The organism is Amycolatopsis sp. cmx-11-32 (assembly GCF_047608695.1).
Lineage (GTDB): Bacteria > Actinomycetota > Actinomycetes > Mycobacteriales > Pseudonocardiaceae > Amycolatopsis.
On the sequence record NZ_JADNQN010000005.1, the window covers coordinates 324457 to 338537 of the forward strand.

13 protein-coding genes are annotated in these 14081 nt (G+C 68.8%); 7 read left to right on the forward strand and 6 right to left on the reverse strand.

Annotated elements, in window-relative coordinates:
- Window positions 1-36: 36 nt before the first annotated feature.
- The 4 genes from ACM6LR_RS17700 to ACM6LR_RS17715 are packed head-to-tail and all read right to left on the reverse strand — an operon-like array spanning window position 37 to window position 5004.
- On the reverse strand, window positions 37-645 hold the full coding sequence (locus ACM6LR_RS17700; RefSeq protein ID WP_414944123.1) for a glycosyltransferase: 609 nt from the start codon (window positions 643-645) through the stop codon (window positions 37-39).
- Window positions 642-1922, reverse strand: a complete 1281-nt coding sequence (locus ACM6LR_RS17705; protein ID WP_414944124.1) for a PIG-L family deacetylase — start codon at window positions 1920-1922, stop codon at window positions 642-644. The genes ACM6LR_RS17700 and ACM6LR_RS17705 overlap by 4 nt, the downstream gene beginning before the upstream one ends.
- Window positions 1919-2914: an acyl-CoA dehydrogenase family protein gene (locus ACM6LR_RS17710; RefSeq protein ID WP_414944125.1), complete on the reverse strand. Its 996-nt coding sequence runs from the start codon at window positions 2912-2914 to the stop codon at window positions 1919-1921. Before ACM6LR_RS17710 ends, ACM6LR_RS17705 begins: the two co-directional genes overlap by 4 nt.
- Before the next feature lie 14 nt (window positions 2915-2928).
- Window positions 2929-5004, reverse strand: coding sequence for a catalase (locus ACM6LR_RS17715; RefSeq protein ID WP_414944126.1), 2076 nt, complete (start codon window positions 5002-5004; stop codon window positions 2929-2931).
- Window positions 5005-5170: 166 nt separating this feature from the next.
- Between ACM6LR_RS17715 and ACM6LR_RS17720 the strand changes: the two genes are divergently transcribed.
- The 3 genes from ACM6LR_RS17720 (at window position 5171) to ACM6LR_RS17730 (ending at window position 7558) form a co-directional block, all read left to right on the forward strand.
- A complete protein-coding gene (locus ACM6LR_RS17720) occupies window positions 5171-5380 on the forward strand; it encodes a hypothetical protein (protein WP_414938275.1) in 210 nt (69 codons plus the stop codon).
- Between the two features lie 82 nt (window positions 5381-5462).
- Complete coding sequence (locus tag ACM6LR_RS17725; protein ID WP_414938276.1) at window positions 5463-6659, forward strand: cupin domain-containing protein; 1197 nt, start codon at window positions 5463-5465, stop codon at window positions 6657-6659.
- Window positions 6656-7558, forward strand: a complete 903-nt coding sequence (locus ACM6LR_RS17730) for a sucrase ferredoxin (RefSeq protein ID WP_414938277.1) — start codon at window positions 6656-6658, stop codon at window positions 7556-7558. The genes ACM6LR_RS17725 and ACM6LR_RS17730 overlap by 4 nt, the downstream gene beginning before the upstream one ends.
- Before the next feature lie 37 nt (window positions 7559-7595).
- On the opposite strand, the gene ACM6LR_RS17735 is transcribed toward ACM6LR_RS17730, so the two are convergent.
- Entirely contained in the window at window positions 7596-8429 is an 834-nt protein-coding gene (locus tag ACM6LR_RS17735) for an ABC transporter permease (RefSeq protein ID WP_414938278.1), read from the reverse strand.
- The gene (locus ACM6LR_RS17740) at window positions 8426-9376 is read right to left on the reverse strand and encodes an ATP-binding cassette domain-containing protein (protein ID WP_414944127.1); all 951 of its coding nucleotides are present in this window, start codon (window positions 9374-9376) and stop codon (window positions 8426-8428) included. Before ACM6LR_RS17740 ends, ACM6LR_RS17735 begins: the two co-directional genes overlap by 4 nt.
- 297 nt (window positions 9377-9673) lie before the next feature.
- Here ACM6LR_RS17740 and ACM6LR_RS17745 point away from each other — a divergent pair, with 297 nt between their 5' ends.
- The 4 genes from ACM6LR_RS17745 to ACM6LR_RS17760 all read left to right on the forward strand — a co-directional run bounded on the left by ACM6LR_RS17745 (window position 9674) and on the right by ACM6LR_RS17760 (window position 13656).
- Window positions 9674-10834: an FAD-dependent monooxygenase gene (locus tag ACM6LR_RS17745; protein ID WP_414944128.1), complete on the forward strand. Its 1161-nt coding sequence runs from the start codon at window positions 9674-9676 to the stop codon at window positions 10832-10834.
- Between the two features lie 86 nt (window positions 10835-10920).
- Window positions 10921-11790, forward strand: coding sequence for an SRPBCC family protein (locus tag ACM6LR_RS17750; protein ID WP_414944129.1), 870 nt, complete (start codon window positions 10921-10923; stop codon window positions 11788-11790).
- Window positions 11791-11846: 56 nt separating this feature from the next.
- Complete coding sequence (locus ACM6LR_RS17755) at window positions 11847-12713, forward strand: helix-turn-helix transcriptional regulator (RefSeq protein ID WP_414938282.1); 867 nt, start codon at window positions 11847-11849, stop codon at window positions 12711-12713.
- Between the two features lie 256 nt (window positions 12714-12969).
- Window positions 12970-13656 carry a winged helix-turn-helix transcriptional regulator gene (locus tag ACM6LR_RS17760; RefSeq protein ID WP_414938283.1) on the forward strand — a complete coding sequence of 229 codons (687 nt, stop codon included), beginning with the start codon at window positions 12970-12972 and terminating at the stop codon, window positions 13654-13656.
- The last annotated feature ends 425 nt before the right edge of the window (window positions 13657-14081 follow it).

Genomic DNA, 14081 nt, shown 5'->3' on the forward strand with positions numbered 1-14081 from the left:
CGTCCGGCGCCCGGCCGTCCAACCGGGCACTCGTCATCACCTTCGCCTCCTCGGCATAGGCCAGCCGGAATCCGGCGTTGGCGAGGCGGCGCCACAGGTCGTGGTCCTCGGCGGTCCGGATCGGGAAGAAGCCGCCGACCGCGTGATAGGCGCTCGCCCTGATCGACAGTAGACGTTCCCGTGACCCGCCGGGCTCCGCACGGTGGCCAGCAGGGCCTCGTAACGCGGCTGCGCGGTGGCCGCCAACCGGGCGTTCAGCTTCGCCGTTCCGGCCACGGCGTCCCAGCCCGCGTCCGCCCTGCGGACATGCCGGACCGCCCAGTCGCGGTCGACCACGGTGTCCGCGTCCGTGCTCAGCAACAGGGTGCGGGCCGAGGCGTGATGATCCAGACCGCGAAGCAGATGCCGTGCGCCCAGCGCCCGGGTCGCTCCTATCGTCAGGTCGCGAGTGTTGACAAGGACCTCGGCTCCCGCACCCCTGGCCAGTTCGGCGGTGTCGTCGCGGCAACGGTCGGCCACCACGCAGACACGTCGCTCCAGCTCCGGAGGCAGTTCGCGCAGGGCGACGGCCAGCGCGCGCAGGCATGCCGGAAGGTCGGTTCCCTCGTCGCGCGCCGGAATCAGCACGCCCACGGACGTGATCAACGGCGTTCCAGGACGTCGACCACGAACTCGTCCTCGCTGTGCGTCACCAGGCTCCGCAGACCTGGGTGCGCCCGCAGCTTTGCGTGGACTTCGAAGCCGTGGTGGGGCGCGTCAGGCGCTTGCGGGCGCCAGTGCACGGCCAGCACCTGCCCGTCCGGTCCCAGTGACGCCACGGTGCGGTCCAGCGTCGCCATCAGATCCGCTTCGCTCAGGTAGTAGAGGATTTCGCTCAGCACCACCAGATCCGCCGGGCCTCGTACATCGCCGGGGAGCGAACCCGCGGACAACTCCACAGTGGACAGATGGGCCAAGCGATCCCGCGCGATCGACAGAGCGGCAGGCACCGGATCGAACGCGCGGACGCGGTCGCAGCGACCGGCGAGCTCCAGCGTCAGCGCACCCGTGCCGCAGGCGGGTTCCACGGCGAAGGCGTATCGCTCGCGCGGCAGGGCCGCCAAGGCGACCGTCCTTTTGCGACGCTCGTACCAGCTGTCCATCGTCCACGGATCGGGCTCGCGGTAGAGCGTCTCGAATCTGCTCACCGGGGTCGATGTCGTCCTCGGTTCGTGGAACAGGATCTCCCGGTCGCGCGCGAAATGTTCCAGCACCGCCGGCGTCAGGATCGGATCCTCGCCGCTCGGGCCGGGCTCCAGCTGTGACCGGAAGACCTCGACGGCTTTCGCCTTGACCGCCACCGTCGCGTCGTCGAGCCGGACTTCCGCGGCCCGGGCCCAGGGAATGGCCGGGTCGTCCGGCGCCACCAGGTGCCACAGCCAGATCGGGTAGGACCACCGGTGCGCGCCCAGCGGCGCGGCACGGAACGCGGCCCGGCCCGCCACGCGGTGGTCCGGGTGGGGATCTTCCGGCCACGGTGCCAGACAGAGCTCGCTGTCCGCGGCGACCACACGGACGACGTCGGCCAGTTCGGGCTCGTGCTCGACGAGCGCCGAATCGGGAAGACCAACCCAAACCGGCTCCACGTCGCCCATTCCCTGGCACCGCAGCGCCTCCAGGAGTTCGGCTCGACGCCGCGCGCCGAGAGCCTGGCGCTCGGCGGCCGACGACCCGGGGAACGCGGCCTCCCCGTCCGTGGCGACGACCAGCCGGATCTCGGCTCCACGGGCGTGCAGACGCTGGAGGAGCCCGGAAACACCCAGGGTCTCGTCGTCCGGGTGTGCGGCGACGACACAGACGCGGCGGACGTCCTCGACGGGGAACGGCGGGAGCCGCGCCAGGTCACGCCAGCCCGCTTCGGGGTGGAACGGGCCCGTGCTCATCGCCGCCCGTCCTTCACCAGTTCGACGCCCAAAGCGGCGAGGTCGCGCGCACCGTGATGCTGCCGGACGTAGACCATCAGGTCGGCCAGCTGCTGTGGCAGCCGCCGGTCGCGGCAGAGCGCCGTCGGCCCGGTGATCTCCGGCGCGCGGTCGAGGACCTGCCGGGCCGTGTGCTCGACGGCGGCCCGGCAGAGTCCGGTCAGCAGCGTCAGGTCCTCGTCCGGATTGGTGTCGATGTCGCCCGCTGTCCGCACGAGCAGCGCGTCGGCCTGGTGGATCGCGGTGTGGAGCGCGCCGAGGTGGGCGTACTGGTGGTCGTCCGCCGCGCCCCGGGCCAGCAGGTACGCCGTCACCGAGTCCACGACGGCCGCGCAGCCGCCGAGCCACACCGCGGCGACGCCCGCTCCGCCGAGGGCGAACCCCGGCCTGGACACGTACCAGCCCGGCTCGCCGACGATATGGGCCGCGGTCACCGGGACCCCGTCGAACCGGACGTCACCACTGTCGGAGGCGTCCATCCCGATCGCCTGCCACGTTTCCGGCAGTGCTTGGACGCCCGGCTCGTCCAGGCCGATCTCGAGCAGGATCGGCGGACCGTCCTCGTACTCCGCCACCACCAAGGCGCGGTCGAGGACCTGAGCGCCGGAGCAGAACCGGACGGTACCGGTGAGGGCGCCGCCCACGACGACCGCGCCGGTACCGCCGGACCGGGCGGCCCAGACGCCGTACAGCGCGTCCGGTACGGGTTCACGACCGGCTTCGGCGAGGATCGCGAGGGCGTCGGTGTGGCCTTCGGCGAGCCGCCCGAGCACCAGATCGCGGCGCCCGAGCCCGGCGAGTGTCGTCCAACGGCCCCATGTGTCGCCCTCGCCGGGGCGTGGCAGGTCGAGAACGCCGTTCGCCATCAACAGCCGCACCATGGTGGTGATGGTCTCGACGGATCGCGGCCCCGGCAAAGGTTCCGGTGCGGTCGGTTCGAGCAAGGTCTTCATCAAAGTGCGATTCCTCAGTCGTTCATCACCTGTTCGGCCCGCTCCCACGCGCGGTGCAGCCCCACGGCGTTCACCAGCCCCGAGGAGAACGGTTTGGCGACCTCGTCGGCGAGCACGATTCCCGGCGCGCCGACGTCGATCCCGGCGTCGGTCAGCACTCGCACTCCGTCACCCCACGCGCCGATGGCCTTGCAGTGACGGAACATCTCCTGCAACAGCACGGTCAGCTTGATGTCGTGCAAGCCGGCCGTACCGCCGGCGACCACCACCGCGTCGAACTCGATGGAACGGGCGGTGAGGAAGGTCCTCGCCACCGGCAGTTGCCCGCGTCCTCGCTTCAGTGTTCCGCCGGCCGGCGCCAGAACCCGCAGAATCGCGCCTTGAGCCTCGACGGTCCGGCGGAGCTTGCCGATCCCGCCGAGGTCGGACCCGTGAGTCGCCACGACCCCGATGATGCGGCCGGTGATCGGGCCCGGGCCCGTGGGGATCTGTGACAACGCGGCCGACGGGGTGACGTCTCGGGCGGGAGTGCCTTCCGGAGCGGGCAGCCCGAGTCCGGCGGCGACCGCCGCGCAGAGTTCGCTGTCGACGCGGGCGAGCGACTGGAGGACACGTGCCTGGATCGTCTGTGCGAAGCACTTCCCGAGCTCGAACGTGAACGCTTCGATCACGTGGACCTTCTCGATCCCGGACAGGCTCTTCCAGAAGAGCGTGGCCTGCGAGAAGTGATCGTCGAACGACACCGGGTTGGCCCTGATCTTCGGGCCCGCCACTTCGATGGGCCGGTGGACGTAGGCGCCTTCGGCTTCCGTCGCCGTCGTCGGCAGGGCGCCGTCGACGCTGTTGGGCAGATACGGGGCCTGCCCGTGGTGAATGAGAGTTTGATGCATCCCGTCACGCAGATTGTCGTTCACGGCCACATGCGGGCAGTTGATCGGGAGCTGGGTGAAATTGGGGCCACCGAGCCGGGTGAGCTGAGTGTCCAGATAGGAGAACAGCCTCGCCTGCATCAGCGGGTCGTCCGTCACCTCGATGCCCGGCACCAGGTTGCCGGTGTGGAAGGCGACCTGTTCGGTCTCGGCGAAGTAGTTGGTCGGGTTCCGGTCCAGGGTGAGCTTGCCGACCAGCTGGACCTCGGCGAGTTCCTCCGGGACGAGTTTGGTCGGATCGAGCAGATCGATCCCCTCGAACATCTCGTCGTCGGAGTCCGGCAGGACCTGCAGGCCGAGCTCGTATTCCAACGGCGCCCCGGCGTCGATGCCGTCGGCCATGTCCCGGCGGTGGAAGTCGGGATCGGCGCCCGCGGCGATCTGGGCTTCCTCCCAGACCAGCGAGTGCACCCCGGCCACCGGTTTCCAATGGAACTTCACCAGGCTGGTCCCGCCCTCGGCGTCGACCAGCCGGAAGGTGTGCACCCCGAAGCCCTCCATGGTCCGATAGGAGCGGGGGATCCCGCGATCGGACATGGCCCACATGACGTGGTGCGTCGCTTCGGTGTGCAGGGAAACGAAGTCCCAGAAAGTGTCGTGCGCCGTCTGCGCCTGCGGGATTTCACGGTCAGGATGGGGCTTGCCCGCGTGAATGACGTCGGGGAACTTGATGCCGTCCTGGATGAAGAAGACCGGCATGTTGTTGCCGACCAGATCGAAGTTGCCCTCGTCCGTGTAGAACTTCACCGCGAACCCGCGGACGTCCCGGACGGTGTCCGCGGAGCCCCGCGATCCCAGTACCGTCGAGAACCGCACGAAGACGGGAGTCTCCCGGCCCCTCTCCAGGAAACCGGCCTTGGTCACCGAAGACGCGTTGCCGTAGGCGCGAAAAGTGCCGTGCGCGGCCGCGCCCCGCGCGTGGACGACCCGTTCCGGGATGCGTTCGTGGTCGAAATGGGTGATTTTTTCGCGGAGGTGGAAATCCTCCATCAAAGACGGTCCTCGCGGGCCTGCCTTCAGCGAGTGGTCGGTGTCCGGCAGCCGGACCCCTTGAGCCGTCGTCAGGTAGTTCCCACGCTGCCCCTCACCCGACCGGCCGACCGTCGCGTTCGATTCGTCTTCGGCCGGTGCTGTCTGCTCGCGCTGACGTTTCGGGGGCATGATTCTCCTTGCCGAGAGTGGTGGTGCGCCGCGTATACCCCGCCCTGGCCTTTTTTATGCGATTCCGCCGGAAAGCTCTTTCGTGTCAGGAGCCACAGGTGTGCGCGGTGCCAGTCGGGGGTAGTCACCCGGGTGTCGCATCCGGATCATCCGAAAGGGAACTGACGTGAGCCTGAACGACGACGACATCTCCACCACGACGGACAAGGAAAACGAAGGCCCGGCCGACTCCGGTGCGGGCAAGGGGACTCCCGGTGAGCACGACGGCGGGGCGGACGGCGGTGCCGAAGGTCCGGCCGACTCCGGCGCCGGTGAGGGCACTGTCGGCCAGCACGACGGCGGCGCCGACGGCGGCGCGGACAGTGGCGCGAGCTGAGCTGAGCGAACCGGCCACCGGTACCGGGCGAGGCGGCGAAAGCCTCCCGGTACCGGTCGCCGGCCGCGCTCCGAAGGGTGTTTTGGCCCGATTGGTCGGTTCCGACGTCGAGGAGTTCTCTTCCCGGCACTGGGGCCGTGAGCCGTTGTTGCGGCGGACCGGCGGCGGCTTCGGGGATCTGCTCGACCTCGATGGGGTCGACGAGATGTTGTCCCGCCGAGGGTTGCGTACGCCGTTCCTGCGGTTGGCGCGGAACGGATCGGTGGTCGATTCCCGTTCGTTCACCGAGGGTGGCGGGGTCGGCGCCGAAATCGGGGATCAGGTCCGCGACGACCGGATCGCCGCTCTCTTCGCCGAAGGCAGCACCATCGTGCTGCAGGCCCTGCACCGCACCTGGCCGAGCATCATCGACTTCACCACCCGCCTGACCGACGAGCTCGGTCACCCGGCGCAGGTCAACGCCTACATCACGCCGCCGTCGTCACAGGGCTTTTCAGCCCACTACGACGTGCATGACGTCTTCGTCCTTCAGCTGGCGGGCCGCAAGCACTGGAAGGTCCACGAGCCCGTCCACCCAGCGCCGCTGCGCGACCAGCCTTGGAGCGAGCATGCCGACGCGGTCGCCGCTCGGGCTCGTGACGATGCCCCGGTCATCGACGAAGTCCTCGAACCCGGCGACGTGATGTATCTGCCCCGCGGCTGGCTTCACTCGGCGACCGCGCTCGGCGATGTTTCCGCGCATCTGACCGTCGGCGTCCACGTCGTCACGAGATTCGCCGTGGTGGAAGCGCTCGCCGCACTCGTCGCGTCCGACGAACGGTTACGTGCCACCTTGCCACTGGGAATCGACGTCGCCGATCCGGGCAGGCTGGACGGCCATCTCGAATCCGTCCGGGAAGATCTGATCGCCGCGCTGCGGACCGTGCCGAGTGAGGATGTCGCGAGGCATGTTCGCGAGAGGGTGTGGAAGGGAAACCGACCGGAGCCCCTGCCCCCGGTCGCCGCCGCCACGTTCGTGTTGAACCTCGGCGAGGGAGACTCCGTGCGGCGCCGCGAAGGCCTGCGTTTCCGCGTTCGTGACACTGGGACCGGCGAGGTCGTCCTCGAACTCCAGGATCGGCACCTCTCGCTACCCGATTCGACCTTGACAGCCTTGTCGGCGTTGCTCGACGGCAGAACGTGGTGCGTGGGGGAGATACCGGGGATGGACCGAACCGACCAGCTCGTGCTCGTGCGCCGCCTGCTCCGGGAAGGCGTGCTGATGGCCGCGAGCGCATGACCGCGCCGGCGGGCCGGTGCGCGGACCTAGCCGACTCCGCGGGCGATCCCGGTGAAGGCACGGCCTCGCCGGCGGAGCAGTGGCTGCTGATCGAGCATCCGGGTCCGTGGGGGAGGTTCGCGCTCAAGGAGTCCGGTCTCGATCCGGGGGTGGTCGCTTCGCTGACCTCTTGGGCGGCACGGGTGAACGGCCGGATCGCCTTGGTGCGCCGGCGCAACCGCCGTCCTGAGGCCCGGGTTCGGCCCTCTCGCTGGTTCAGGATCGACGCGCGCCCCGGCCAAGAAGAGATCCGAACCGGGAAATTCACCGACGCCGCCGGGCTCTCCCTCGTCCCGTCCGCACCGGGGGACGTGTTGCCAGGGCCTTTGGTGCTCGTGTGCGTTCATGGCAAACACGACACGTGTTGCGCGGTCCGCGGTCGTTCGCTCGCGGCCGCACTCGCCGAAGAATTCCCCGACGCCACCTGGGAGTGCAGTCACCTCGGCGGCTGCCGGTTCGCTCCCTCGATGGTGGTGCTGCCGCACGGTTTCACCTTCGGCGGCGTGCGGCCGGACGAGGCGGGCGCCCTCGTCCACCGGTATCTGCGTGGCACGCTCGGCACGGAGTTCCTCCGTGGGAGGTCTTCGCTCGACCAGATCGTTCAAGCGGCCCAGCATCATGCCCGCGTGGCCACCGGCACCACCGGAATCGACGCTCTCCGCCTGGTCGAGGACGTTCGCGTCAGCGGCTCCGACTGGCGGGTGGAATTCGCCGAACCCGGCTGCACGGTGTACCTGCGCGAACGATACGTCCCGGTGGACCGCCGGCTCACCTGCGCTTCGGAGCCCGCGAGCAGGATCAGGTTGTTCGAGCCGCAGGGCATGCAGTACCCGGGTTTCCACCCCCGGCAGGCTGGGTAGGCGAAGATCGACTCGAGGCATTGCTCGCGGAGCCCGGTCAGCTCTTCCGGCGGTAGAGCAACATGGTCAGCGAGCCGAACACCACGACGAGCGCAGCCGAGATGATCAGCACCAGCACGATCTGACCGGCCGTCGCGGTGCCGTGCATGAGCCCGCGCACGGCCGTCGCGGCGTGGCTGACCGGGTTCACCCGCACGATCGCGGCCATCCAGGACGGCATGGTCTCCGGCATGGTGAAGATGTTGCTGATGAAGCTGAGCGGGAACAGCAGCATCATGCTGGTGTTCGTGATCGACTCCGGTTTGCGCACCAGCATGCCGAGCGTGGTGAAGATCCAGCCCACGCTGAACGCGAACACCAGCAGCACCAGGATGGCGAGCACGACGCCGGCGAAACCGCCGTCGGGCCGGAAGCCGAGCAGCAGGCCGAGCCCGACGGTCAGCACGATCGCGAAGGTGTAGCGGACGATGTCGCCGATCAGCGCCCCGACGATCGGCGCCGGCTGCCAGAACGGCAAAGTACGGAACCGGTCGAAGATGCCCTTCGCCATTTCGGCGTTCAGCGCGGCACCGGTGTTCACGGTCATGATCAGTACGGTCATCACCAGGATGCCGGGCAGGAAGTAGTGCAGATATTCGCCGCTGGAGTTCGCGATCGCGCCACCGAAGAGATAGGTGAACATCAGCACGAACATGAACGGCATGACGACGGCTTCGCTCAGCTGCTCCGGCGCGTGCTTGAAGCCGAGCATCGCGCGCCAGGCGAAAGTCAGTGACGCGTAGATCGGATTCGGCCGGGACGGGCGGTCGTGCGCCGCGAGCGCGCCGCGGAGTTTGGTGTCCGGGACGGCGGTGGCTTCGGGCGCGGTCATCGGACTGCCTCTTCCTTGTCGACGTCGTCTTCGGTGGTGGCTTCGGCGGGGTGACCGGTGAGTGCGAGGAACACCTCGTCGAGGCTCGGCTGGCCCAGCGAGAAGTCCGACACGGAGATCCCCGAGCTGGACAGGATCGCCAGCGCGGGCGCCACCCGGTCCGGGTCCGGAACCTGCGCGGACAGGGCGGTCGGCTCGCTGTCGAGGGTGATCGGCACGCCGAGCGCGAGGTCGAGCAGCCGTTTGGCCTCGGGGCGCTCGCTGGGGTCCTTCAGCCGCACCCGGAGCGCGCCGGACCCGAGCGAGGACTTCAGATCGGCGCTGGTGCCCTCCGCGATCGTCTTGCCGTGGTCGAGCACCGCGATGCGGTCGGCCAGTTGGTCGGCCTCGTCGAGATACTGGGTGGTGAGCAGGATCGTGGTACCGGCCTCGACCAGTTCGCGGACGATGTGCCACACCTGGTTGCGGCTGCGCGGGTCCAGCCCCGCCGTCGGCTCGTCCAGGAAGAGCAGGTCCGGGGTGACCACGATGCTCGCCGCGATGTCGAGCCTGCGGCGCATGCCGCCGGAGTACTTGGCCGCCTGCTTCCCGGCGGCCTCGGTGAGGTCGAACGCCTCGATCAGCTCGGTCGCCCTGGCCTTGGCCGCCGCCCTGGAGTGCCCGAGCAGCCTCGCCACCAGAACCAGGTTCTCGTAGCCGCTGATGTTCTCGTCCACGGAGGCGAACTGCCCGGTGAGGCTGACCCTGCTGCGCACGGCGTCCGGTTCGGTGGCCACGTCGTGGCCGAACACCCGCGCCGAACCGGCGTCCGGGCGCAGCAGGGTGGCGAGCATCCGGATGGTGGTCGTCTTGCCGGCGCCGTTCGGCCCGAGCAGGCCGTGCACCACGCCGGGCCGGACGACCAGGTCGACCCCGTCCACGGCGGTGGTGTCGCCGAATCTCTTCACCAGTCCGGTGGTTTCTATCGCGAGAGCGGTATTCGAAGACAAGGCGAAACTCCCAAAATGTCAGCGCGGGCCTTCGGCGTTGAGTAACCGGCTCGCTACGCGGATGCCCAAGGTACCGAAACCGGATCGCACGGCACAGCCGCCCCCGGAGTGGCAGAAACAGTCTTTTCCGGCGTCGGAGAAGAACTTCTTCGAGATTGCTATTCCGGTCCGCAACCGCCCCTTTCCCCAGCAATGGGAGAGAAGTGTTACCCGTATGGGTGGTCTTAAGTTCGTCGTGGCGCGAGGAGGGCTTTCGTGACACACGACCGCACCGCGATGGTCATCGGCGCCGGGCCTGCCGGGCTCGCCACCGCGATCGCGCTGCGCCGGGCCGGGTTCGGGGTCGAGGTCCGCGAGCGAGCGGCCGAGCCGCGGCCCGGCAATGGACTTACCTTGTGGCCCAACGGTCTTCGCGCGCTGGACGCGATCGGCGCCGGGGCCGCGGTGCGTGCGGGGGCGATGCCGGCACCGGGTACTTCGATGCGGTCAAAGGCGGGCCGGTCCCTCTACGAGGTGTCCGGGCCCGTCATGGACACGATCGGTGGACGCGGAGTGGGTATGCACCGCAAGGATTTGCTCGAAGCGCTCACCGGAGTGCTCGGCGAACGCCCCATCTTCGGCGTCCGCTGCGTCGGTGCGCGCACCGAAGCCGGGCGCGCGGTGGCCGATTTCGCCGACGGCACCGAGGCGCGCGCGGATCTCGTAGTCGGCGCCGACGGCATCCGGTCTTCCGTGCGGGACGGCATCGGGCTGGCCGAGCCGCTCCGGTACGCCGGTTTCACGGTCTGGCGTGCGACGATCGAATTCGAGCTGCCGCCGTTTCCCGGGGTGCTCTCGATGGGCGGGCCGAGTCAATTCGGAATCTGGCGGCTGCCGGCAGGCCGGGTTTACTGGTTCGCGTCCGCGCCCGCCGTCGAAGGTGCGCGCGAATCGAGGCCGCCCGCCTTCTTCGAAAACTGGCACGCGCCGATTCCGGAATTGCTCGCCGCGACCGGGAGCGAAGAGATCACCGCGACCGATATCTACGACAGTGAGCCACTGCGCGCGTGGAGCGCGGCCAGCGTGGTGCTGGCGGGCGACGCGGCGCACCCGAGCATGCCGAACATGGGGCAGGGCACCTCGCAGGCGTTCGAGGACGCCGCGGTGCTGGCCGATTGTCTCGGTGGCGGCGCGGGGATCGAGTCGGCGCTGGCGGAGTACGAACGGCGCAGACGGCGTCGTGCGCGTGCCGCGTGGTCGCAGGCCCGGATGCTCGCCCGGATCGGCGGGTGGCGCAATCCGCTGGCGTGCCTGCTGCGGGAAAAGCTGATGAGCTTCGCTCCGGAACGCGCGCAGTTGGCCCGGCTGGAGCGTCTGTTCACCTTTCCTCCGGGACCGGAAAATGATCACCGACGCCCGGGTGATTCGTATGGATGAGTGATGGTACTGATTGGGTTCGGCCAGTAGGATGCTAAAAGAACATATGGTGATTCTGGTCGTTCCAGGCGGTGTTCCCAGCAGCCGTGTCCGATCAGCAGGAGGCCGCCGGGGAGGCCGAGGTGGACGGTCCGGTACTGGAGTGTTCGGTGATGGAACCGGGAGTGGTCCGGGTCGGGCTCAAGGTCACCGTGCCGGTCGAGAAGGCTTGGCTCGCACTGGCCGACCCGGTGCGGCTGGCTCGCTGGTTCGGTGAAATCGGCGGGCCGTGGCTGCCGGGCAGCCGAGACCGGATCGAATTCGGCGACGGCGATTTCTTCGAAGTGCTCACGCACGAGGTCACCGAGTGCCGGGTGATCGATTTCGAATGGCGTTTTCTCGGGCTCTCGCCGATCGCGAGGATCCGCTGGACGGCGAAGGTGGTGCCGGACGGCACCGAAATCGCCGTCGAGGACCGCGACCCGCACCGGACCCCGGCGGAATCGGATGAACTGCTGACCGGCTGGACGGATTTCTTCCAGCGCCTGGCGCGTTATCTCGCCACCGGTGAATCCTGCCGTTACGAATGGCGTGACGACATCGACGGTTCGGTCGACCTGCCCTCGTCCGCCGATGCGGCCCTTCAGCAGGACACCCTGTCGCGCTGGTTGCCGATCGCGAGCGACGGATTCGTCCCGCGCTGGTTCTTCATCGTCGACGACGAGGGGCCGCGCCGGTTCCGGGTGGAAGACTGGAGCGAGGAACCGGGAGGGCTGCGGTTCTCGATCGAGATCCCCGGCGCGGCCGCCCGGAGTCGGTGCCGGGTCACGGTGGCGGGCAACCGGCTTTCCTTCTCCCACAGCGGTTGGCGCGCGCTCGAACTCCCCGACCGGCGGGCGCTGCTGCTGCGCCGCCGGTTCACCGCGGCCTGGGTGGCCGCGCTCGACCAGGCTCGTGGCCTCGCCGAAGTCCGTTGACGACGGCACCATCGACGCCCGATCCCCGGGCGGGAGAGACAATTGGGGGATTCTCCATGAAGGGAGAGCGGGTCCCACTGGAGTCGGCGGGTTGCGCCACCGACCAGACCGCCGAGGACCGGATCGAAGCGGTCTTGCGCTCGGTGCGGATGATGCGCGAGAACGTCGGCGACGAGCTTTCCCTGCGCGACCTCGCACAGTCCGCGCTGCTGAGCCCGTTCCACTTCCACCGGGTGTTCCGGCAGATGACCGCGTCCACCCCGGCCCGGTTCCTCGCCGCGTGGCGGATGGCGGAGGCGAAGCGGATGCTCGCCTACAGTTCGGTGAACGTCACCGACATCTGCATGCGGGTCGGCTATTCCAGCCTCGGTACCTTCACCTCGCAGTTCACCCGGCTGGTCGGGGTGCCCCCACGCCGGTTCCGCGCGCTGGTCACCGCATGGTCCGACCAGCCGTTCGCGGCCGTGCTGGCCGATCTCCGGTCCGTGCTGGTCGAACCGGACCCGGTGCAGCTGACCGGCACGATCACCGGCGGGGACGGCACGGACGCGTTCGCCGTGGTCGGGCTGTTCTCCTCCGGCATCCCTCAGGAGGCCCCCGCCGCGTGCGCGATCCCCGAGGTGCCGGGGATGGCGGTGTTCGGTGGCCTGCCGGACGGCGAGTACTACCCGCTGGCGATGTGCTTCCCGCCGTCCGTCACCGTGGCCGAAGCGATGGTCGACGAACTGGACCGGGGGTACTTCGCCGCGAGCCGGGTACCGGTGCGGATCTCCGGCGGGGTGGCGCTCACGCACTCGACGTTCTCCCTGCGGGTCCGGCCGCGTCGGCAGCTCGACCCGCCGATGGTGCTGGCGCTGCCGTTGGTGGTGGCCGCGCAGCTACATGACACTCCGATGCCCCGGCCGCGCTCTCCGCGCGCGTAACGTTCTTCGCCGGTTCCGCTCACGTGTGTCCGCCGGGCGTAGAATCCCTCCCAGGTTCACTACTATCGAGAGGTAAGGCAAAGGTGGCGTCGGTTGAGGGGGTGTGTGGAAATGGGGACGTTGAGTGTCCCCATTTCCACACACCCCCTTTCGTATCCGGTGGTGGTGAGGGTCGTCGACACGGCGCTCGAATACGACACCTTTGCCTTACCTCACTACCAACTCGTATGGTCAACCTGGGTCAGGTGAAAGGTACTTGGCGGAGAAGCGCTACTACGGGCAGTTCTGCGGGCTCGCCGCGGCGCTCGACGTCATCGGCGAACGCTGGACCCTGCTGATCCTGCGCGAGCTGCTGATCGGGCCGGTCCGGTTCAACGAGATGAGCGAGAACCTGCCGGGGATCGGCCCCAACCTGCTCACCGATCGGCTGCGGCTGCTGGCCGAGCACGGCCTGGTGCGGACCGAGCCGGTGCCGGGGGACGGCCGTGGCAAGCGGTACCTGCTCACCGGACTCGGCACCTCGCTGCTGCCGTCCATCCTCGGCCTGGCGAAATGGGGAATGCAGTTCCTCACCGAGGACGACGCCGTGAACGGAGCCAGCCGGTCGGCGTGGGGTTTCCTGGCCGTGCAAGCGATGATCGACCCGGCCGAAGTGCCCGAAGTGGACGAGAGCTACGAGTTCCGGGTGGACGACGAGGTGTTCCACATCGCCGTGCGCTCGGGAAAGGCGACCGCTGCCCGCGGCGCCGCGACAGATCCGGTCATGGTGGTCGGCACCACCGCGGCCACCTTCATCCGGATCGGCGCGCGGATGCTCAGCCCGTTCGACGCGCTCGTCGCGGGCGCGCTCGAGATCGACGGCGATCCGGACGCGGTGCAGCGCTGTACCCGGCTCATCGGCCTGTCCGCCAAGCCCCCGCTCTCCCGCGCCCGAGGAGCCTGAGGGTCAGGCGGTCGCGAGTCGGGTTCGGCGCCGTGTGGCTGATGTCCCCCATGCTTCATTGGAGACAGCGGCAGCGGTGCTCTGGTGTCACGGTTGTTCCTGTGTCACCAGGAATCACATCGGCAGGTCCGTGAAGACCTCCTTGCCTACCTTCAGAGTCAGGGTCTCGGCAAAGTCGAGGTCTTGTAGGTCAGGCGGTCAGTCGTCGCTGTGGGGGGCTGACGATGGAGGAATGGGGACGTCGAGTGTCTCCATTCCTCCATCGTCGCGGGGGCATCCGGTCGCGAAGCTTGATCAACAGAGGTTCAAGGACATGCCCTCCCCACTCGGCCCTTGCAGGCACCAGAAATGTCAAGCCCGAACTGCCACCAGCAGCGCTGACCAGCAGCTCCGCGACTTTGCCGGAACCCTGACCTCAGTAGAGG

Excerpts from the sequence above, each read along its gene's own strand:
- ACM6LR_RS17730 (WP_414938277.1), top strand. The coding sequence starts at position 6,656 with ATGACCGCGCCGGCGGGCCGGTGCGCGGACCTAGCCGACTCCGCGGGC.
- ACM6LR_RS17705 (WP_414944124.1), bottom strand. The coding sequence starts at position 1,922 with ATGAGCACGGGCCCGTTCCACCCCGAAGCGGGCTGGCGTGACCTGGCG.
- ACM6LR_RS17710 (WP_414944125.1), bottom strand. The coding sequence starts at position 2,914 with ATGAAGACCTTGCTCGAACCGACCGCACCGGAACCTTTGCCGGGGCCG.
- ACM6LR_RS17735 (WP_414938278.1), bottom strand. The coding sequence starts at position 8,429 with ATGACCGCGCCCGAAGCCACCGCCGTCCCGGACACCAAACTCCGCGGC.
- ACM6LR_RS17715 (WP_414944126.1), bottom strand. The coding sequence starts at position 5,004 with ATGCCCCCGAAACGTCAGCGCGAGCAGACAGCACCGGCCGAAGACGAA.
- ACM6LR_RS17755 (WP_414938282.1), top strand. The coding sequence starts at position 11,847 with ATGAAGGGAGAGCGGGTCCCACTGGAGTCGGCGGGTTGCGCCACCGAC.